Raw genomic sequence first — 20137 nt, forward strand, 5'->3', positions numbered from 1 at the left:
CGCATCCGCAAGTCGGGATCCCTCGCGCCGTCCGGCACGACGGCGGATCGAGCTCGGCCACGCGCGGGCGTCGCGGCGTCCGTCCCGGCGCGCCGAGCACGATCCCGCCGTTGTGCACGCCGGATGCGGCCGACGGACCGGAGCAGCCGATCGACGAGGCCGGCGTCAGTCCCGCAGGCTCGCGCCGAACCGCTCCGACGCCACAGCGACGCCGGCGAGCTTCGCCTCGGACGCCTCGGCGGCCGTGAGGGTGCGGTCCGCGGCGCGGAAACGCAGCGCGAACGTCAGGCTCTTCGCCCCCTCGGGAACGCCCTGACCGCGGTAGTCGTCGACGAGCCGCAGCGACTCGAGCAACGCCCCCGCGCCCTCGACGAGCGCGGTACGGACCGATGCCGCCGGTATCTCGGCGCCGACGACGAGCGACACGTCCTGGGTCGCCGCGGGGAAGCCCGACAGTGCCTCCGCCACGATCCGGGAGCCGGCGAGCTCCAGCACGAGGTCGAGGTCGAGCTCTGCGACGGTGACGCGTCCGGGCAGGTCCGCCGACTCGGCGACGGCGGGCAGCAGCTCGCCGACGTACCCGACCGGCGTGTCCGCGACCGACAGGACGCCCGTGCGGCCCGGGTGCAGCGCCGCCCGCTGCCCCTGAGCCACGACGATCTCGACGCCGGCGGCCGCCGCGAGCACGCGGACGGCGTCGACCACCTCCACCAGGCCCGCCTCCTCGGCAGCCCGGCCGGGCTGCTTCGGCGCCACAGATCCCGCGACCAGCAGACCGACGTGACGTCGCTGCGGAGGGATGGATGCATCCAGCTGCGCGAGCGTCGCCGCATCCGGCCGCACCGCGAGCGGCGGCACGAACGGGGTGCCGTACTCGACGCCCGTCTCCGGCAGGAACACCGATCCGGTCTCGAACAGCGCGAGATCGGTGAAGCCGCGGGACACGTTGCGGTGCGCGACCTGCAGCAGTCCCGGGATCAGCGAACGACGCAGGAACGGCGCCTGCCCGTCGAGCGGATTGGCGAGCTTCACGCTCGGCACGTGCGCGCCGTCTGCACGGGAGTGCAGATCGTTCTGCTCGGCCGTGGTGAACGGGAAGGACGGCGTCTCGACGAAGCCCGCCGCCGCGAGCGCGTTCGAGACGCGGCGGCGTCCCTGCTGCGCAACGGTCCATCCGCGTCCCGACGGCGCGACCGGCAGCACCGAGGGGATGCGATCGTATCCCTCGATGCGGGCGACCTCCTCGGCGAGCGTCCACCGGTCGGTGAGGTCGGGGCGCCACGACGGCGCGTCGACGAACCAGTCGCCGTCCGCCTCGTGCACGGTCGCGCCGATCAGCTCGAGCGCCGAGACGATCTGCTCCGGGGTGTAGTCGACGCCGATGAGCCCGGGGACGAACGCGCGCGGCAGGCGGATGACCTCGCGCTCCCATTCGGCGCCCAGCTCACCGCCCAGGGGGTCCGCGGTGCCGCCCGCGTACTGCACCATCAGCTCGACCACCCGCTGGGCGGCGACGTACGGGATCGCCGGGTCGACGCCGCGCTCGAAGCGGCGCGAGGCCTCGGAGGGCAGCTTGTGCCGGCGCGCGGTCCGCGCGATCGACACGGTGTCGAAGATCGCCGCTTCCACGAGCACGTCGGTGGTGGCGGCGGTCATCTCGGCGGCCGCTCCGCCCATGACGCCGGCGAGCCCGATCGGACCCGTCTCGTCCGTGATGAGGAGGTCCTCGGGATGGAGGGCGCGCACCTGTCCGTCGAGCGTCTCGAGCGTCTCGCCCGGCGCCGCGCGCCGCACGACGATGCCGCCGGTGAGCGCGTCGAGATCGTAGCCGTGGATCGGGTTGCCGAGCTCGAGCATCACGTAGTTGGTGATGTCGACGAGCACACCGAGCGGACGGATGCCGGCGAGCGTGAGCCTCGTGATCATCCACGGGGGCGTGGGGCGCGCCGCGTCCACGCCGCGGACGGTGCGGACGACGAACTCGGTCACACCCCGGCGCCCTCGGATGGGGCTCTCATCGACGACCGAGAGCGGGAAGCCCGTGCCCGGCTCGTCGATCTCCCGGTCGGCGGGGTCGCGGAACGCGGCACCGGTGGCGTGCGAGTACTCGCGGGCGACGCCGCGCAGCGACAGCGCATAGCCGCGATCGGGCGTGACGTTGATCTCCACTGCGACGTCGTCGAGGCCGAGCAGCGCGATCGCGTCGGTGCCCACCGGCGCATCGATGCCGAGCTCGACCAGCCGCAGGATGCCGGCGTGCTCGCTGCCGAGGCCCAGCTCCTTCGCCGAGGCGATCATGCCGTCCGAGACGTGGCCGTAGGTCTTGCGCGCGGCGATCGGGAAGGGTCCCGGCAACACGGAGCCGGGAAGGGTCACCACGACCTTGTCGCCGGCGAAGAAGTTGTGCGCGCCGCACACGATGCCGTGCACGGCCTCGCCGCCGTCCGCCGCGGTCTCCCCCTCGGGGGCCACCTGCACACGACACCAGCGGATGGTCTTGCCGTTGGACTGCGGCTCCTCGTCGAACGAGAGCACCTGCCCGACGACCACGGGACCGGTCAGCTCGAAGCGGTGCACGTCCTCCTCCTCGAAGCCGACGCGCACGAGCGCGGCCAGGACGTCCTCCGCGGACGCCTCCTCGGGGACCTCGACGAACTCACGCAGCCACGACAGCGGAACGCGCATCACACCACCATCCCGAACTGCTCGCTGAAGCGGACATCGCCCTCGGCCATGTCGCGCATGTCCTGCACGTCGCTGCGGAACATGAGCGTCCGCTCGATGCCCATGCCGAACGCGAACCCGGAGTACTCCTCCGGATCGACCCCTGCCGCGCGCAGCACGTTGGGGTTCACCATCCCGCATCCGCCCCACTCGATCCATCGCGCTCCGCCGGTGAAGGTGGGGTGCCAGAGGTCGAGCTCGGCGCTCGGCTCGGTGAAGGGGAAGAAGTTCGCACGGAAGCGCGTCTTCGCCTCGGCACCGAACAGCTGGCGAGCGATGTGATCGAGCGTGCCCTTCAGGTGCGCCATCGTGATGCCCTTGTCGACGACGAGGCCCTCGAACTGGCTGAACACCGGCAGGTGCGTGGCGTCGAACTCGTCGGTGCGATACACCCGTCCCGGGCAGACGACGTAGATCGGCAGGTCGCGCTCGAGCATGGAACGCATCTGCACGGGGCTCGTGTGCGTGCGCATCACGAGGTGCCGCGCGACCGGGTCGACGAAGAAGGTGTCCTGCATCTGACGCGCGGGGTGATCGACGTCGAAGTTCAGCGCGTCGAAGTTGAACCACTCGTGCTCGAGCTCGGGTCCTTCCGCGATCTCCCAGCCCATGCCGACGAAGATGTCGCCGATCTCCTCCTGCAGGAGGGTGAGCGGATGCCGCGCGCCGACCCGGGTGCGCTGCGGCAGGGCGGTGACGTCGACGCGCTCCGCCTCGAGGCGTGCCGCGGTCTCCGCCGCCACGATCTCGGCCTCGCGGGCGACGAACGCCTGCGTGACGCGTCCGCGGGCCTGACCGACGAGCTTGCCGAACTCGGCCTTGCGCTCGTTCGGGACCTCGCGCAGCCGCGCGTTCAGGCGGGCCAGCGGCGAGCCCTCGGCGGCGTGCGCGGCGCGCGCGGCCTTGAGCTCGGCGGAGTCGGATGCTGCGGCGACAGCCTGCAGCGCGGCCTCGGCCGCGGCGGTCACCGCCTCGGGCGTGATCTCGTTCTCGGGTGCGTCGGACACGGGAGTCGAGTCTACCGAGCGCGGCGGAGGCACGAGCGACGGGGTGGCGCAGCGCCGCGGTGTCGGGCGACGAGTACCTCAGGGGCGAGGCGGCCCGAATCCGGGGTCCTCCTGGGCCAGGAGCAGCTCCGTGTCGGTCGTCTCGTGCGCGGGCGGCACGACGGTCGCCGCCACCTTCGGCGAGCGGCGCATGCGCTTCTCGACCTGATTCGCGATGAACGACAGCAGAAGACACAGCGCGATGTAGATCGCGCCCGCGACGATCGTGGCGGGGACGATGGGCGAGTCCAGGCTCGCCTGGCTGCCGAGAAAGCGCGCGTAGTAGAGCAGCTCGGGGTAGGTGATGATGAAGCCGAGCGCGGTGTCCTTCAGCGTGACGACCAACTGGGCGATGATGACGGGCATCATCGCGCGGATCGCCTGCGGGAGCAGCACGAGACGCATGACCCCCGACTTGCGCAGGCCGATCGCGTAGCCGGCCTCGCCCTGTCCACGGGGCAGCGATTCCACCCCGGCACGGATGACCTCCGCGAGCACCGAGCCGTTGTACGCGATCAGGGCGACGACGACGGCCAGGTACGGCGACATCCGGATGCCGAGAACGGGCAGTCCGTAGTAGAGCAACAGCATGAAGATGAGCACCGGGACCGCACGGAACACCTCTACGACGACCGTGACGGGCCAGCGGATCCACGCGCGACTCGAGAGCCGGCCGATGGCGAGCACGAACCCCAGCGCGAGGGCGCCGACGGCTGCCGCGCCGAACGCGGCGAGCGTGCGCAGCGCGGCCAGACCGAACTGGATCCACACGTTCGTGTAGGTGAAGGCGTCCCACTTGCTCGCCGAGAACTGCCCGGTCGCGATCAGACGCCACACGATGAGTCCGATGATCGCCAACACCACGACGACCGTGACGACTCCGAGGACCCGGTTGCGTGCGATGGCGCGGGGTCCGGGCAGGTCGTAGAGGACGGAACTCATCGGGCGATCCTCCATTTGTTCTCGAGCGCGCGTTGCACCCAGGCCAGAAGCAGTACCAGCACGACGAAGATCACCATGACCCACAGGATCACGACAAGCGCGTTCTCGCCCCGTTCGCTCATGTTCGCCCGGATCGAGCCCAGGTTGAGAACGGAGAAGCCGGCGGCGACGGTCGTGTTCTTCAGCAGGGCGATGAGCACGCTCATCATCGGCGGGATGACCGATCGGAACGCCTGGGGCAGGATGACGAGGGTCATGACCTGCCCGAAGGACAGACCGATCGCGCGGGCCGCCTCGGCCTGTCCCACCGACACCGTGTTGATGCCCGACCGGATGGTCTCCGCGACGTAGGTGGCGGTGTAGATCCCGAGTGCGAGGATCCCGAGCACGGTGAAGTCCATCCGCCGTTCGAACAGGACCGGCACGATGAAGACGAACACGAAGAAGACGAGCGTGAGGGGGGTGTTGCGGATGGTGTTGACGTAGACGGTGCCGACGGCTCGCGCGATGGGCACCGGGGACACGCGCATCGCGCCGACGATGAAGCCGAGCACGAGGGCGATCGCACCGCCGCCGAGGAACAGCACGACCGTGCCGAGCAGCGCCTCGGCCCAGAGGTCGAGATTGTTGGTGATCACGCCCATGCGTGCCTCCCCGGAGAGTAGGCGGGGGTGGGTGTCGGGCCGGCGCCCGCAACCCACCCCCGGAAAGGGTCAGTATCGATCGACCGCCGGCTGCTCGACGACCGTGCCCGACGCACCGAGGTTCGCGTCGAAGATCGCCTGCCAGATGTCGCCACCGTCCTCGAACAGGTCGTTGATGTACGTACGCAGCGCGTCATCGCCCTTGGGCAGGCCGACGCCGTACTCCTCGACGCTGAACGGCTCGCCGACGACCTTCAGCTCGTCGGGGTACTGGGCCGCGTAGCCGATGAGGATCGCCTCATCGGTCGTGACCGCATCCACCTGACCCGAGCGGAGCTGTTCCACGCACTGCGAGTACGTGTCGAACTCGGTGGTGTCGGCATCGTAGTTGTCGCGGATGTTCTGGATCGGCGTCGAGCCGGTCGCGGAACAGACCAGGACGTCGGAGGTCAGATCCTCGTCGCCCGTGATATCGCTGTCCGCCGCCACGAGCAGGCCCTGTCCGGTGATGAAGTAGGGTCCGGCGAAGTCGATCTGATCCTTGCGGGAGTCGGTGATCGAGTACGTGCCGACGTAGTAGTCGATGTCACCGTTCACGATCGCCTGCTCACGGTTGGCCGACGGGATGGCGACGTACTCGATGTCCTCCTCTCCGAAGCCGAGCGAGGCGGCGATCCAGCGGGCGATGTCGATGTCGAAGCCCGTGCGCTCACTCGTGGCGGCATCGAGATAGCCGAGGCCGGGCTGGTCCTCCTTGACACCGATGATCACGCCGCCGCGAGCGACCATCGCGTCGTACGTGGGGCTGTCCGCAAGGCTGACGTCCTCGGCGACCTCGAACCAGGTCCCGTCCGCCGACCCGTCAGCACTCCCCGTGTCCGAGCCCCCCGGGGCTCCGCTGTTGCACGCCGTGAGCGCGAGCGCGGCGATGGCGATGCCCGCCGACGCCGCGGCTATCCGTGTCTTACGCATGTGATCCTCCTGGTCTCGTTCCGTATCTTTTTCTCTCCGCCGCGCCGGTGCAGGGCGCGGGGTCTCAGTGCGTCAGGAGCTTCGAGAGGAAGTCCTTCGCGCGGTCGCTCTTGGGCGCGGTGAAGAACTCCTCCGGGGTGGCCTCCTCGACGATGAGGCCGTCGGCCATGAACACCACCCGGTCGGCTGCCTTGCGCGCGAAGCCCATCTCGTGGGTCACCACGATCATCGTCATGCCGTCCTGCGCGAGGCCGACCATGACGTCGAGCACCTCGTTGATCATCTCGGGGTCGAGGGCGCTCGTCGGCTCGTCGAACAGCATGACCTTCGGCTGCATCGCGAGTGCGCGCGCGATCGCGACGCGCTGCTGCTGACCCCCCGAGAGCTGCGCGGGAAGCTTCGAGGCCTGATGGCCCACGCCGACGCGGTCGAGCAGGGTCTTCGCGAGCGCCTCCGCATCCTTCTTCTTCATGCCCTTGACCTTGATCGGTCCGAGCGTCACGTTGTCGAGGATGGTCAGGTGCGCGAACAGGTTGAACGACTGGAAGACCATGCCGACGTCCGCGCGGAGAGCGGCCAGCGCCTTGCCCTCCTTCGGGAGCTCCTTGCCGTCGATCTCGATGGTCCCGCTCGTGATCGTCTCGAGCCGGTTGATCGTGCGGCAGAGGGTCGACTTGCCGGAGCCGGAGGGCCCGATCACGACGACCACCTCGCCGCGGTTGACGGTGAGGTCGATGTCGGTGAGCGCCTGGAAGTCGCCGTAGTGCTTCTGCACGTTCGCGACGACGACGAGAGGATCGCCGCGGCGGACGCTGATGTTGGACGTCGGCGGTGCGGGATCTGTGGGCGTCATCCCCACAGGTTACGAACGGGCCGAGTCCCGCCCCTGCTCCTGCTGTCAACCGTTACGAACTCTTAACGTTCGAGGAGGGCTCTTAACGTTCGAGGAGGGCACGAACGCCCCGTGTTCGAGTGCCCGCACGCGCGGACGACCCTCACACGCTGCGCTGCGCGAAGGCGGACTCGTAGAGGCAGACGCTCGCGGCGGTCGCGAGGTTCAGCGACTCGGCGCTGCCGTAGATCGGCAGGCGCAGCGCCGCGTCGGCGAGCGCGAGCGCTCCCTCTTCGAGACCGCGGGCCTCGTTGCCGAAGAGCCAGGCGGTGGGCAGCGCGAGCTCCCCCGCAGCCCGCGCCGAGAGCAGGTCCTCGCCCTTCACGTCGGCCGCGACCACACGCAGTCCCGCGCCGCGGATGGCGGACACGGCGCCTTCCAGCTCGCCACCGCGCGAGATCGGGATGTGGAAGAGCGACCCGGTGGTCGCCCGCACGACCTTCGGGTTGTACGGGTCGACCGTGCGACCGGTGAGGACGACGGCGTCGGCGCCGGCCGCATCCGCCGCCCGAATGATGGTGCCGAGGTTGCCGGGATCGCGCACCTCCTCGCAGATCGCGATGAGACGGGGGGCCTCGGCCAGCACGTCCCGCAGCGACGTCGGGAACTGGCGGGCGACCGCGATGATCCCCTGCGGGGTCACGGTGTCGGCCATCGCCTCGATGACGTGCTCCGAGGCGAAGACGACCTCGACGCCTACCGCCGCCGCCCCCTCGCGGAGGTCGGCGTGCCGCTCGATGGCGGTCGGCGTGACGAAGAGGTCCACGATCGCCTCGGGCCGGCAGGCGATCGCCTCGCGGACGGCTTGGGGTCCCTCGAGGAGGAACAGTCCCGTCTCTTCGCGAGCGCTGCGTTTGGCGAGTTTGGCGACGGCCCGCACGCGGGGCGACCGGGGGTTCTCCAGCACCTGATCAGTCTAGGGGCGACGCTGCCCGCACCGACGACGAAGGGGCGCCCTCCGGATGGAGGACGCCCCTTCGGGTGCGCGGTGGCGGACTACGCCGAGACCTTCGCCGCGTTCACATCGGCGGGGAGGGCCGCCTTCGCGGTGGCCACCAGCGATGCGAACGTCGCCGGCTCCTTGACCGCGAGCTCCGCGAGGATACGACGGTCGACCTGCACGCCGGCAAGCCCCAGCCCCTGGATGAAGCGGTTGTACGTGATGCCGTTCGCCCGGGCAGCCGCGTTGATGCGCTGGATCCAGAGGCGACGGAAGTCGCCCTTGCGCTTGCGGCGGTCACGGTACGCGTAGACGAGCGAGTGGGTGACCTGCTCCTTCGCCTTGCGGTACAGGCGCGAACGCTGTCCGCGGTAACCGGATGCGCGCTCGAGGATGACGCGACGCTTCTTCTGGGCGTTGACGGCCCGCTTGACTCTAGCCATTTCTCTTCCTACCTAACGTGCGTCGGCTCAGAGACCGAGGAGCTTCTTGGCGACCTTGGCGTCGCCCGGGGCCAGGACCTGCTCCTGGTTGAGGCGACGGGTGCGACGGCTCGACTTGCCCTCGAGGTTGTGGCGCATTCCGGCCTGCTGCTTCATGAGCTTGCCGCTCCCGGTCAGCTTGAAGCGCTTCTTGGCACCCGAGTGGGTCTTCTGCTTCGGCATGTTCTCTTCCTTCGTTGTGCATCCCGCCGGAGCGGGAGTCTGTGAAGCCTTATTCGGCTGTGGTTGCGGGCGCGGAGTCGACGGTCTCGTCGTCGGAGCCGGTCCGCGCCTGGCGGGCGGCCTCCTTGTTCGCCGCGCGCTGCGCGTTCTGCTCTGCCTTCGCCTCGGACTTGTTCTTGTGCGGGGCGATCACCATGACCATGTTGCGACCGTCGATCGTGGGGTTCGACTCGACCGTGCCGAGCTCGGCGACGTCCTCGGCGAACTTGCGCAGAAGCCGCACGCCCTGTTCCGGACGCGACTGCTCGCGACCGCGGAAGAGGATCATGGCCTTGACCTTGTCACCCGCCTGCAGGAAGCCCTCGGCGCGCTTGAGCTTGGTCGTGTAGTCGTGGGCCTCGATCTTCAGCCGGAACCGGACTTCCTTCAGGACGGTGTTCGCCTGATTGCGACGCGCTTCCTTGGCCTTCTGCGCAGCTTCGTACTTGAACTTGCCGTAGTCCATGATCTTGACCACGGGGGGCTTCGAGTTCGGGGCCACCTCGACGAGATCGAGGTCGGCCTCCTGAGCCAGGCGCAGCGCCACCTCGATGCGGACGACGCCGACCTGCTCTCCTGCGGGACCGACGAGGCGGACCTCGGGGACGCGGATGCGGTCGTTGGTGCGGGGATCGCTGATGCGGAACTCCTCTGACGTGACGGGGCGCCACCGGGATGCGGGCACGCATCTCGGGCGGAAGGGGACCACGCCACCCGGCACGACGCGACGAACGCCGGCATTCCCGCACCCTGTCGACCCCCTCACGAGGGGGCGGAGTGCGATGACCCGGTAGCCTGGAGCGGCAAGCGCGGGTGGGATGTGATCCTCTTTCGATCGGAGCAGACGCTCCGGTGCTCGCCCACTCTAGCAGAAAGTGCACCGTGGACTCGATTCATGACGACCAGGCCGACCTCGACGAGCAGCGCGTCACACGCGAGGAGCGGTGGGCGGCGCAGGAGCGTGCCGCATCCGAGGCCACGCGGGACATCGCGGACGTGCCCGCCGTCGAGGTGATCACCACCACGGCCGTGCACCTGCTCTCGGCGGCCGCCGTGAAGACCGGTCTCGCCGACGACCCGCAGCAGCAGACCGACCTCGACGAGGCCCGCAAGCTCATCAACGCCCTCGCCGGGCTCGTGACGGCCGCCGCTCCCGAGATCAGCGACATGCACGCCCGTTCGCTGCGCGACGGCCTGCGCTCGGTCCAGCTCGCGTTCCGCGAGGCATCCCTCATCCCCGACGAGATCGGCAAGGGGCCCGGCGAGAAGTGGACCGGTCCCGTCACCTGAGTCCCGCCCCTCCAACCCGCGCGAGGTAACGCGATCAGAGGGCGGAGCGGACCAGCTTCACCGTGAGGGAGTCCACCAGCACGGCGATGCGGTCGTCCGTGGACCACCGGGCGGCCAGACGCGCCAGCACCGCGTCGAGCTCGGCCTTCTCGAGACCCTCGATGAGGTGCAGCCTGACGACGAGCTCGGGGCCGCGGAGCCGGCCCGTCGGGTCGCCCGACTCGACCTCGAGGTCGAGGACGGCCAGCTCTCCCCCGATGCTCTCGTGGAGACCGCGGAACACCTCGGGCGAGACGAAGCTCGGCTCCCACGGCTCGTCCTGACCGATCGCCCAGACCGCGGGGCGACGCAGGACGAACTCGGTCTCGGAGACCGGGTCGACCACGATCAGGTCGGTGTCGTCGTGGGCGGCGGCCAGCGCCGTCCGGCGCCCGTCGGCGGGCACCGGACGCGCGAGCGGATCCCAGCGGCGCAGGGTCTCGACCGACGTGAACACCGGCAGCACACGCCGGCCATCGGGGGCGGCGACCGTCACGATGGACAGCTCCTGCGTCTTGTCGACCACGAGTCCCGTCGGGCCCACTCCCTCGTCGCCCTTCTCCGCGACGAGCGGGATCAGCAGGCGAGCATCGCGGTAGGCGTCGACGATCGCGGCCTGGTCGCCGTCGCCGTCGCGGAACGCCGTCAGCGCGGCGAGCAGGCGCGGGTCGGCCGAGCCGTCGTCGCCCGCGTGCGGGTTCGGCTCGAAGCGGCGTCCCTCCCAGGGGACGCCGGCTGAGTCTCCCGGCACGTCGCAGGAGTGACCGTCAGCCTCCGGCGACATCCAGCGCCTCGGCGAGGGTGAACGCCCCCGCGTACAGTGCCTTGCCCACGATGGCGCCCTCGACGCCGAGCGGCACGAGGTCCCGCAGGGCCGCGATGTCGTCGAGGCTCGAGATCCCCCCCGACGCGACGACCGGCTTCGGCGTGCGCGTCGTCACCTCGCGGAGCAGCTCCACGTTGGGCCCGCGCAGCGTGCCGTCCTTCGTGACGTCGGTGACGACGTATCGGCTGCATCCGGCGTCCTCGAGACGGTCCAGCACCGCCCAGAGGTCTCCGCCCTCGCGGGTCCATCCGCGTGCGGCGAGCGTCGTTCCCCGCACGTCGAGCCCCACCGCCACGGCGTCGCCGTAGCGTCCGATGACGTCGGCGGCCCACTCAGGGTTCTCGAGCGCTGCGGTGCCGAGGTTGATGCGGGTGGCCCCCGACTCGAGCGCGGCATCGAGGCTCGCGTCGTCGCGGATGCCGCCGGAGAGCTCCACCTGCACGCCCTTGACCTGCTTGATCACCCGGCGCAGCACGCCCGCGTTGCTGCCGCGCCCGAAGGCGGCGTCGAGATCGACGAGGTGGATCCACTGCGCGCCCTGACGTGCCCACTCGACCGCCGCATCGATGGGGTCTCCGTAGCTCGTCTCGCTGCCGGCCTCTCCCTGGGTGAGGCGGACGGCCTTGCCCTCGGCGACGTCGACGGCCGGGAGGAGGATCAGTTCGGGGGTTGACGCGAAATCGTTCATGGCTCCTCGTGCGCTCTCGCTCGGGGCGCGTCCCCGGCATGCGACACGAGGTAAGACATTAGTCTGCCCGCAGCGTGCCGATCCAATTGGCGAGAAGACGGATGCCCGCCGTCCCCGACTTCTCGGGGTGGAACTGGGTCGCCGAGAGCGGTCCGTTCTCGACGGCGGCGAGGAACGGCGCGCCGTACGTGCACCACGTCAGCCGCGGTGCCGGGAACGGGTGCTGCGTCTCGAGCGTCCAGTGCTGAGCGCCGAAGGAGTGGACGAAGTAGAACCGCTCCTGCTCGATGCCCTCGAACAGCCGGGAGCCGGGAGCCGCATCGACCGTGTTCCAGCCCATGTGCGGCAGGACCGGCGCATCCAGCTCGGTGACCGTGCCCGGCCACTCCCCGAGACCCTCGGTGTCGACTCCCCGCTCGACGCCGCGCTCGAACAGCACCTGCATCCCCACACAGATCCCGAGCACCGGGCGCCCGCCGGCGAGGCGCCGGTCGATCAGCTCGTCGCCGCGGCTCTCGCGCAGGGCGTCCGCGACCGCGCGGAACGCTCCGACGCCGGGCACGACCAGCCCGTCGGCGTCGAGGATCTCACCACGATCGGCGGTGAGCCGCGCATCCGCTCCCGCGGCGATGAGAGCCTTCACCGCCGAGTGGACGTTGCCCGACCCGTAGTCGAGGACGGCGACGACGGGCGTCGAGCTCACAGAGCGCCCTTCGTGCTGGGGATGCCCTGCACGAGCGGATCGCGGGACTTGGCCTGACGGAACGCACGGGCGAACGCCTTGAACTCGGCCTCGGCGATGTGGTGCGGGTCGCGTCCCTCCAGCACGCGCACGTGCACGGTGAGGCCCGCGTTGACACTGATCGCCTCGAAGACGTGGCGCACGAGCGAGCCGGTGAAGTGCCCGCCGATGAGGTGGAACTCGTATCCGACCGGCTCTCCCGCGTGCACGAGGTACGGCCGGCCGCTGATGTCGACGACGGCCTGCGCCAGGGCCTCGTCGAGCGGCACGAGGGCGTCGCCGTAGCGCGAGATACCGGACTTGTCTCCGAGCGCCTGACGGATCGCCTGGCCGAGCACGATCGCGACGTCCTCCACCGTGTGGTGGGCGTCGATGTGCGTGTCGCCGGTGGCGCGCACGGTGAGGTCGGTGAGCGAGTGCTTCGCGAACGCCGTCAGCAGGTGGTCGAAGAACGGCACCGTGGTCTCGATGGAACTGGCGCCGGTGCCGTCCAGGTCCAGGGACAGCTCTACGGACGACTCGCTCGTGGCGCGGCGCAGCTCGGCGGTGCGGTGCGTGACGGACTCCGTGCTCATGCCTCCGAGTCTATCGACGCGAGCGCCTCGAGGAATGCGGTCGACTCGGCCTCGGTGCCGGCCGTGACCCGCAGGTGGTGCGGAATGCCGACATCGCGGATGAGGACGCCTCGGTCGTACAGACGGCGCCAGGTCTCGGCGGGGTCGTCGACCCCCCCGAACAGCACGAAGTTGGTCCACGACTCGTGCGGACGGTAGCCGAGCGCCTCGAGGGTCGCGGAGATCCGGTCGCGCTGCCCCACGATCTCGTCGACCATGCTCAGCATCGTCGACGCGTGGCCGAGAGCGGCCGTGGCGGCTGCCTGGGTGAGGGCGCTCAGGTGATAGGGCAGCCGTACCAGGCGCAACGCATCGATGACCGCGGGATCGGCGGCGAGGTAGCCGACGCGCGCGCCGGCGAAGGCGAACGCCTTGCTCATGGTGCGCGACACGACCAGACGCTCGCGACCGGGGAGCAGCGTCACGGCGGACGGGATGTCGCGGGGGGCGAACTCCTGGTAGGCCTCGTCGACGATCACGATGCCGCGCGACGCCTCGTACACGGCCCGGACGACCTCGAGCGGGAGGGGGGTGCCGGTCGGGTTGTTCGGCGCGCACAGGAACACGACATCGGGAGCGGCGTCAGCCACCTGGGCCGCGGCCGACTCCGGCGAGAGGGAGTAGTCGTCCTCTCGGGTGCCGGCCTGCCATTGCGCGCCCGTCGCGCGGGTCAGGAGCGGGTACATCGAGTAGGTCGGGGCGAACCCGAGAGCGCGACGGCCCGGGCCCGCGAACGCCTGCAGGAGGTGCTGCAGCACTTCGTTCGACCCGTTCGCCGCCCAGATCTGTTCTCGTTGCAGACCCGCGCCGAGGTAGCCGGCGAAGGCCTCGCGGAGCGGGGTGAACTCCCGGTCGGGATAGCGGTTCACGTCGCGCAGCGCGAGCGCGATCGCGTCGAGGATGTCGCCAGCCACCTCGTCCGGGACCGGGTGGGTGTTCTCGTTGACGTTCAGAGCGACCGGAAGCGGTGCCTGCGGCGCGCCGTACGGCGTCATGCCGCGCAGATCGTCGCGAATCGGCAGGTCTTCGAAGCTGAGGGTCACGCGATACATCGTAGAGCGGATGGCCTTCCCGCTCTGCGGAGGAGCATCCTGCAGCCCTTCCGCGGAACAACGTGGGCCGCGGGTCAGCGGACGGGGTCGCTGACGATCGACGAAGGATGCGAAAGCCAGGTCGCTGCCCTTCGTCTCGTCGCTCAGGGGACCGAGAGAGGAGACTTTCAAGTCAGCCGCCGAGGCTGTACGAGGCCGGCACGGCGAGCCGCTGACCGGCGTGCACCGTCGCGCCCTCGAGCGCGTTCAGTCGCACGATCTCGTCGACGACGTCGCGCGGGTCAGCTGCCGGAGCGATCTCCTCCGCGATCGTCCAGAGCGACTCGCCGGCGAGCACCGTCACGGTCTCGAACGTGCCCGCCGGGGCGCTGTCGGTACGGGAGGCGAGGGCGGAGCCGCCGCTCAGCACACCGAACCCGAGGGCGACCACGAGCGGAAGAGCCACCAGCACCGCGAGGACGCGTCGGCCCCGAGGGGTCATCCGCAGCCGCGTGACGACGGGGCGGGCGGGTGCGGGCTCGATCGTGGTCATGACGTGTCCTTCCGACGTGAAGAGCCGACGTTGAGAGATTCGCATCCGACTCTCGGGCCGGAGGGCCGGATACGAATCTCTCTTCCGAAGCTATCTTCGATAGACTGGTGTGTCAAGAACCTGATTCGGATCTCGACGTTCGAAGACGACACGCCCGCAGGCTGATGTCCTCGCGCTCGCAACCCGGATACGGTTTCGATACGACGACGACATCACCAACCTCCGACATTCGAATCCGTCGGAGCCGCCGGGACGGGAGCGAGTGACCATGACCGCACGCGAGAAGCCGCAGACGCGCCGGCGGAAGAGCCTCAGCGACAAGCAGCTCGCCATCCTCGAGGTGATCCAGCGATCGATCGCGCAGCACGGCTATCCGCCGAGCATGCGCGAGATCGGCGACGCGGTCGGGCTCAAGTCACTCTCGAGCGTCACCCACCAGCTGGGCCAGCTGGAGCTGAGCGGGTATCTCCGCCGCGACCCCGGCAAGACCCGCGCCATGGAGGTCCTCATCGACCTGCCCGGGACCGCCGCCGAGAATCCCGCCGATTCCGCCCCCGCCGTCGGCGACGCCGCCATGGTCCCGCTCGTCGGCAGGATCGCGGCGGGCGTGCCCATCACCGCCGACCAGCACGTCGAGGAGATCTTCCCGCTGCCTCGCCAGCTGGTGGGCAAGGGCGACCTGTTCATGCTGAAAGTGAGCGGCGAGTCGATGATCGACGCCGCCATCTGCGACGGCGACTGGGTTGTCGTGCGGTCCCAGCCGACCGCCGACAACGGCGACATCGTCGCGGCGATGCTCGACGACGAGGCGACGGTCAAGACGTTCCGGCGCCGCGACGGCCACACCTGGCTGCTCCCCCGCAACTCGGCGTTCGAGCCGATCCTCGGCGACGAGGCCGTCGTGCTGGGCAAGGTCGTGGCGATCCTGCGCGCCGTCTGATCGGAGCACGGTCGGTAGCGTGGGGGGATGGAGACCACCCTGCCCTACGGCTCATGGCCGTCGCCCCTGACCGCCGCCGAGGTCACCGCGGCGTCCGCCCGCTTCGACGGTGCCCGCTTCGTGGGCGACGAGGTCTGGTGGGGTGAGGGGGTTCCCGCCGAGGCGGGACGCACGACGGTGCGACGCCGGGGCGCGGACGGTTCCGTGCAGGACGTGCTGCCGGCGCCGTGGAGTGCCCGCTCCCGCGTCCACGAGTACGGCGGGGGCGCATGGACGGCATCCGAGGCCGGCGTGCTGTTCTTCGTCGACGGCGCGGACCAGCGCATCCGTCGGCTCGTCCCGGGGTCGGAGCCGGTCGCCCTCACCGCGCCGCTCGACGGGGTCCGCTACGGCGGTCTGAGCTGGCAGCACGGGCACCTGCTCGCGATCCGCGAGCAGGACACCGGCGACGCGGTGCCCGCACGCGCCGTCGTGGAGATCGACGTGGACGGCGGCGGCCCTGTCGAGCTGGTCGCCGGGAGCGACTTCCTCGCACAGCCCGCGCTCTCACCCGACGGCACCCGGCTCGCCTGGATCGCGTGGGATCACCCGGCGATGCCCTGGGACCGGACGAGCCTGCGCGCGGGACGCATCGACGCCGGCTCGGTCGAGGACTGGAACGAGATCGCGGGCGGCACGACGGCGGCGCTCCAGCCCGTATGGCTCGACGATCGGACGCTGCTCTACACCGACGATCCGAGCGGCCGCTGGAACCTCCACCGCGTCCGGGTCGACGAGGCGTCGACCCAGGAGGACGTCGCCCCGGCCGACGCCGACACCGGGGGCGCCCTCTGGGTGCTGGGCACCCGGTGGTTCGCGCCTCTCGCCGACGGCCGCATCCTCGCCGTGCGCACGGACGGCGCCGACGAGGTCGTGCTGATCGATCCGGCGCGCGGATCGGCGCGCCCGCTCGGGATCGAGGCAGCCGCGTCCACATCCATCGAGGACGTGTCGGGGACGCGTGCGCTGCTTACGACCGCGGGGCGGACCCGTGCGCTCGGCGTCTGGCTCATCGACGTCGACGCACCGGAGCGCGCCGAGCTCGTCGCCGGCGGGGTCGAGGTCGCGGGCGCGGAGTGGGTGCCCTCTCCCCGTGCCGTCACCGTCGACGGACCGCACGGCCAGGTGCACGCGTTCGCATATCCCCCGACCCACCCGGACGCCTCCGGCCCCGACGACGAGCTCCCGCCCTATCTCATCTCGGTGCACGGCGGACCGACGAGCCACGTCGGCCCTTCCGCATCCGCGAAGATCGCGTACTTCACGAGCCGGGGCATCGGCGTGCTCGACGTCAACTACGGCGGTTCGACCGGCTACGGCCGCGCCTACCGGGAACGGCTGAACGGGCAGTGGGGCGTCGTCGACGTGGAAGACGTGGCTGCGGCGGCCTCCGGACTCGCCGCAGCCGGCCTCGCCGATCCCGATCGCCTGGCGATCGAGGGCGGCTCCGCGGGCGGCTGGACGGTGCTGGGCGCACTCGTGGGGAGCAGCACGTTCGCGGCGGGCGTCTCGCGGTACGGTGTCGGCGACGCACGTGCTCTCGCCGCCGACACCCACGATTTCGAGGCCCGCTATCTCGACGGCCTGATCGGTCCGCTGCCGGAATCGGAGGCGATCTACGTCGAACGCTCGCCGCTCACCCGCGCCGACCGGTTCCGGGTGCCCCTGCTGATCCTGCAGGGTGACGAGGACCGGGTCGTTCCCCCGGCGCAGGCCGAGGCCATCCGCGACGCGCTCCGCGCACGGGGCGTCCCGCACGCCTATGTGCTCTACGAGGGCGAGGGACACGGCTTCCGCCGCCGCGAGAGCGCGATCCACGCCCTCGAGAGCGAGGTGGCCTTCCTCGGCCGGGTGTTCGGGTTCGAGACGCCGGACGTGCCACCGCTCGAGCTCACCGTCGGCGCCCTGACGGTCGCGACGACAGCCGTGGGCCGCGAGATCACGATCGACGGCGACACGACGACGGATGCGGACCGCGATCTCGCCGCGATCGTCGCCCGCGAACCCCTCCGACCCCTGTTCGCCCGCGCCCCGGATCCCGCGTGGGCACAGACGCTGGAGTCGCACGGGTTCACCGAGGCGCTCGCGAGGGGCCTTCCGGCCGGCGCCGAGCCCGGGACGTACCACGTGCTGCTGCCGACCCTCGACGGCGCCTGAGCACGGCGCCGGTCCCGTTCGCGGCGACCACCGGGATCGCTGCGGTCAGCGCGCGAACGGGGCGAGGCGGCCGGCGAGGGCCTCGGGCACGCGCACGTGCAGGGCCGTGCCGTCCTCGTCGTGCCGCTCCGCCAGGATCATCCCGTGCTCGTGCACGGCCGACACGAGGTCGCCGCGGTCGTACGGCACGAGGGCGTGCAGCTCCACCGCGGGCAGCGGCAGGGCCTCCTCCACCACGCGGCGGAGCTCGTCGATGCCCTCGCCGGTGCGGGAGGACACGAACAGTGCCGAGGGCACCAGCCCGCGCAGGACGAGCCGGGTGTCCGGGTCGATGAGATCGGCCTTGTTGAAGACGACGATCTCGGGGGTGTCGCGAGCCCCGACGTCGCCGATCACGTCGCGGACGGTGGCGAGCTGCGCGGCCGGATCGGGGTGCGAGCCGTCGACGACGTGCACGATCACGTCGGCGTCGCCGACCTCCTCGAGCGTCGACCGGAAGGCCTCGACGAGCTGGTGAGGGAGGTTGCGCACGAAGCCGACGGTGTCGGTGAGGGTGAACACCCGGCCGTCGGCGGTGACCGAACGGCGCACGGTCGCATCGAGGGTCGCGAAGAGCGCGTTCTCCACGAGGACGCCGGCGCGGGTGAGGCGGTTGAGCAGGCTCGACTTGCCCGCGTTCGTGTAGCCGGCGATCGCGACGGCGGGGATCGTGTTCCGCCGCCGCTCGGCGCGCTTGGCATCGCGGGCGGGCCCGAAGTCGCGGATCTGACGGCGCAGCTGCGCCATCCGGGTACGGATGCGGCGACGGTCCAGCTCAATCTTCGTCTCACCGGGACCGCGCGAGCCCATGCCGGCGCCGCCGGCGCCGACCTGTCCACCGGCCTGGCGGCTCATCGAGTCGCCCCATCCGCGCAGACGGGGCAGGAGGTACTCGAGCTGGGCGAGCTCGACCTGCGCCTTGCCCTCGCGGCTCTTCGCGTGCTGGCTGAAGATGTCGAGGATGACGGTCGTGCGGTCGATCACCTTGACCTTGACCACGTCTTCGAGGGCACGCCGCTGGCTGGGGGCGAGCTCGGTGTCGGCGATGACCGTGTCGGCGCCGACTGCGGCCACGATGTCCCGCAGCTCTTGGGCCTTGCCCCGTCCGACGTAGGTTGCGGGGTCCGGATGGGGCCGTCGCTGGAGGACCCCGTCGAGCACGACGGCGCCGGCAGTCTCGGCGAGCGCAGCGAGCTCGCGCAACGAGTTCTCCGCGTCCTCCTGGTGGCCCTGGGTGTGCACGCCGACGAGCACCACGTTCTCGAGCCGCAGCTGGCGGTATTCGACCTCGGTGACGTCCTCGAGCTCGGTCGACAGGCCCGCGACGCGACGGAGCGCCGCGCGCTCCTCACGGTCCCACTGCGCGCCGTCGGCGTCCGCATCCGACGCGGTGCCGACGTCCTGCAGCGCCTGTGCGGCGCCGAGCCCGCTGCCGCGCACGTGCGCTCGTGCCTCGGCGCGCGCCAGCACCCGCTCGACCGGGTCGGTCTGGGAGTCGTCGGTCGTCTGGGGGGTGTCGCTCATGTAGTCCTTTCGGGGCGCCGTGGCGCCCGCTCACTCTAGCTTCCCGTGCGCGGGCCCGGAACGCTACGATCTCTGGATGGGGAGTGACCACTACTTCACCGCGTCGCCCGCCAGTCCTGAGAACCTCCGCACGATCCGTGTGACGCTTGCCGGCCACGACATCGAGGTCGTGACCGCCGGCGGAGTGTTCAGCCCGGACCGGTTGGATGCGGGCACCGCCGTCCTGCTGGCCAATGCGCCGTCGCCGCCGTCCGGCGGCCACTTCCTCGATCTCGGCTGCGGATGGGGTCCGATCTCGCTGTCTCTCGCCCTGACGTCGCCGCACGCCACCGTGTGGGCCGTGGACGTGAATCAGCGAGCTCTCGACCTCGTGCGCCGGAACGCGGAGAGTCTCGGTCTCACGAATGTCAACGCGGTCGTGCCCGACGATGTTCCCGACGACGTCGCCTTCCGCACGATCCGCTCGAACCCGCCGATCCGGGTGGGCAAGAACGAGCTGCACGGCATGCTCGAACGGTGGATCCCTCGCCTCGACGAACGTTCCGACGCGTGGCTGGTCGTCGCCCGCAACCTCGGCTCCGACTCGCTGCAGCGCTGGCTGTGCGCCGCCTTCCCGCAGGGCTACAGCGTGCACCGGGCGGCGACGGCGCGCGGCTTCCGGGTGATCAAGGTGCGCCGCCACGGCGTCGCCTCGATCGCGAACCCCTCTGACCTCGGCGGCGCCGCGCGCTGATATTCTCGCAACACGACGTTCATGGGCTGAGGGCGCGATCCGGGTGGGGGACGCGCTG

21 protein-coding genes are annotated in these 20137 nt (G+C 70.7%); 4 read left to right on the plus strand and 17 right to left on the minus strand.

The features are described from left to right. Positions 1–165: 165 nt before the first annotated feature. From pheT to infC, 10 genes are all read right to left on the minus strand, one after another. On the minus strand, positions 166–2685 hold the full coding sequence (gene pheT / locus GVL03_RS03400; RefSeq protein WP_159499509.1) for a phenylalanine--tRNA ligase subunit beta: 2520 nt from the start codon (positions 2683–2685) through the stop codon (positions 166–168). Continuing rightward, a complete protein-coding gene (gene pheS, locus GVL03_RS03405; RefSeq protein ID WP_159499511.1) occupies positions 2685–3731 on the minus strand; it encodes a phenylalanine--tRNA ligase subunit alpha in 1047 nt (348 codons plus the stop codon). Before pheS ends, pheT begins: the two co-directional genes overlap by 1 nt. 78 nt (positions 3732–3809) lie before the next feature. Then, positions 3810–4712, minus strand: coding sequence for an amino acid ABC transporter permease (locus GVL03_RS03410; RefSeq protein ID WP_159499513.1), 903 nt, complete (start codon positions 4710–4712; stop codon positions 3810–3812). Then, positions 4709–5356 (minus strand): amino acid ABC transporter permease, encoded by a 648-nt coding sequence (locus GVL03_RS03415; RefSeq protein WP_159499515.1) that lies wholly within the window; start codon positions 5354–5356, stop codon positions 4709–4711. Before GVL03_RS03415 ends, GVL03_RS03410 begins: the two co-directional genes overlap by 4 nt. A 69-nt stretch (positions 5357–5425) precedes the next feature. Beyond that, entirely contained in the window at positions 5426–6328 is a 903-nt protein-coding gene (locus GVL03_RS03420; protein ID WP_159499517.1) for a glutamate ABC transporter substrate-binding protein, read from the minus strand. Between the two features lie 64 nt (positions 6329–6392). Then, positions 6393–7181 carry an amino acid ABC transporter ATP-binding protein gene (locus tag GVL03_RS03425; protein WP_159499519.1) on the minus strand — a complete coding sequence of 263 codons (789 nt, stop codon included), beginning with the start codon at positions 7179–7181 and terminating at the stop codon, positions 6393–6395. 142 nt (positions 7182–7323) lie between these two features. Next, positions 7324–8127: an RNA methyltransferase gene (locus tag GVL03_RS03430; protein WP_159499521.1), complete on the minus strand. Its 804-nt coding sequence runs from the start codon at positions 8125–8127 to the stop codon at positions 7324–7326. An 89-nt stretch (positions 8128–8216) separates the two neighbouring features. Beyond that, positions 8217–8603, minus strand: coding sequence for a 50S ribosomal protein L20 (gene rplT, locus GVL03_RS03435; RefSeq protein WP_159499523.1), 387 nt, complete (start codon positions 8601–8603; stop codon positions 8217–8219). Between the two features lie 27 nt (positions 8604–8630). Next, positions 8631–8825, minus strand: a complete 195-nt coding sequence (rpmI, locus tag GVL03_RS03440; RefSeq protein ID WP_159499525.1) for a 50S ribosomal protein L35 — start codon at positions 8823–8825, stop codon at positions 8631–8633. A gap of 49 nt (positions 8826–8874) precedes the next feature. Beyond that, positions 8875–9549, minus strand: a complete 675-nt coding sequence (infC, locus tag GVL03_RS03445) for a translation initiation factor IF-3 (protein ID WP_235038000.1) — start codon at positions 9547–9549, stop codon at positions 8875–8877. 197 nt (positions 9550–9746) lie between these two features. Between infC and GVL03_RS03450 the strand changes: the two genes are divergently transcribed. Then, positions 9747–10154 (plus strand): DUF1844 domain-containing protein, encoded by a 408-nt coding sequence (locus GVL03_RS03450; protein ID WP_159499527.1) that lies wholly within the window; start codon positions 9747–9749, stop codon positions 10152–10154. A 34-nt stretch (positions 10155–10188) separates the two neighbouring features. Here the strand turns inward: GVL03_RS03450 and GVL03_RS03455 are convergent, their stop codons facing one another. The 6 genes from GVL03_RS03455 to GVL03_RS03480 form a co-directional block, all read right to left on the minus strand. Beyond that, on the minus strand, positions 10189–10977 hold the full coding sequence (locus GVL03_RS03455; RefSeq protein ID WP_159499529.1) for an SseB family protein: 789 nt from the start codon (positions 10975–10977) through the stop codon (positions 10189–10191). Further along, the gene (priA, locus tag GVL03_RS03460) at positions 10961–11707 is read right to left on the minus strand and encodes a bifunctional 1-(5-phosphoribosyl)-5-((5-phosphoribosylamino)methylideneamino)imidazole-4-carboxamide isomerase/phosphoribosylanthranilate isomerase PriA (protein ID WP_159499531.1); all 747 of its coding nucleotides are present in this window, start codon (positions 11705–11707) and stop codon (positions 10961–10963) included. The genes GVL03_RS03455 and priA overlap by 17 nt, the downstream gene beginning before the upstream one ends. Positions 11708–11765: 58 nt before the next feature. Then, on the minus strand, positions 11766–12410 hold the full coding sequence (hisH, locus tag GVL03_RS03465; protein WP_159499533.1) for an imidazole glycerol phosphate synthase subunit HisH: 645 nt from the start codon (positions 12408–12410) through the stop codon (positions 11766–11768). Beyond that, positions 12407–13024: an imidazoleglycerol-phosphate dehydratase HisB gene (gene hisB, locus GVL03_RS03470; RefSeq protein ID WP_159499535.1), complete on the minus strand. Its 618-nt coding sequence runs from the start codon at positions 13022–13024 to the stop codon at positions 12407–12409. Before hisB ends, hisH begins: the two co-directional genes overlap by 4 nt. Continuing rightward, a complete protein-coding gene (locus tag GVL03_RS03475; RefSeq protein ID WP_159499537.1) occupies positions 13021–14106 on the minus strand; it encodes a histidinol-phosphate transaminase in 1086 nt (361 codons plus the stop codon). Before GVL03_RS03475 ends, hisB begins: the two co-directional genes overlap by 4 nt. A gap of 181 nt (positions 14107–14287) precedes the next feature. Continuing rightward, positions 14288–14647, minus strand: a complete 360-nt coding sequence (locus GVL03_RS03480; RefSeq protein WP_159499539.1) for a LysM peptidoglycan-binding domain-containing protein — start codon at positions 14645–14647, stop codon at positions 14288–14290. 268 nt (positions 14648–14915) lie between these two features. Between GVL03_RS03480 and lexA the strand changes: the two genes are divergently transcribed. Both lexA and GVL03_RS03490 read left to right on the plus strand, forming a co-directional pair. Then, positions 14916–15587, plus strand: a complete 672-nt coding sequence (gene lexA / locus GVL03_RS03485) for a transcriptional repressor LexA (RefSeq protein WP_159499541.1) — start codon at positions 14916–14918, stop codon at positions 15585–15587. A gap of 27 nt (positions 15588–15614) precedes the next feature. After that, positions 15615–17783 (plus strand): prolyl oligopeptidase family serine peptidase, encoded by a 2169-nt coding sequence (locus GVL03_RS03490; protein WP_159499543.1) that lies wholly within the window; start codon positions 15615–15617, stop codon positions 17781–17783. A gap of 45 nt (positions 17784–17828) precedes the next feature. On the opposite strand, the gene hflX is transcribed toward GVL03_RS03490, so the two are convergent. Then, positions 17829–19346 carry a GTPase HflX gene (gene hflX / locus GVL03_RS03495; protein ID WP_159499545.1) on the minus strand — a complete coding sequence of 506 codons (1518 nt, stop codon included), beginning with the start codon at positions 19344–19346 and terminating at the stop codon, positions 17829–17831. 76 nt (positions 19347–19422) lie between these two features. Here hflX and GVL03_RS03500 point away from each other — a divergent pair, with 76 nt between their 5' ends. Next, complete coding sequence (locus GVL03_RS03500) at positions 19423–20079, plus strand: class I SAM-dependent methyltransferase (protein WP_159499547.1); 657 nt, start codon at positions 19423–19425, stop codon at positions 20077–20079. The last annotated feature ends 58 nt before the right edge of the window (positions 20080–20137 follow it).

This window comes from Microbacterium sp. 18062, assembly GCF_902706225.1.
GTDB lineage: Bacteria > Actinomycetota > Actinomycetes > Actinomycetales > Microbacteriaceae > Microbacterium.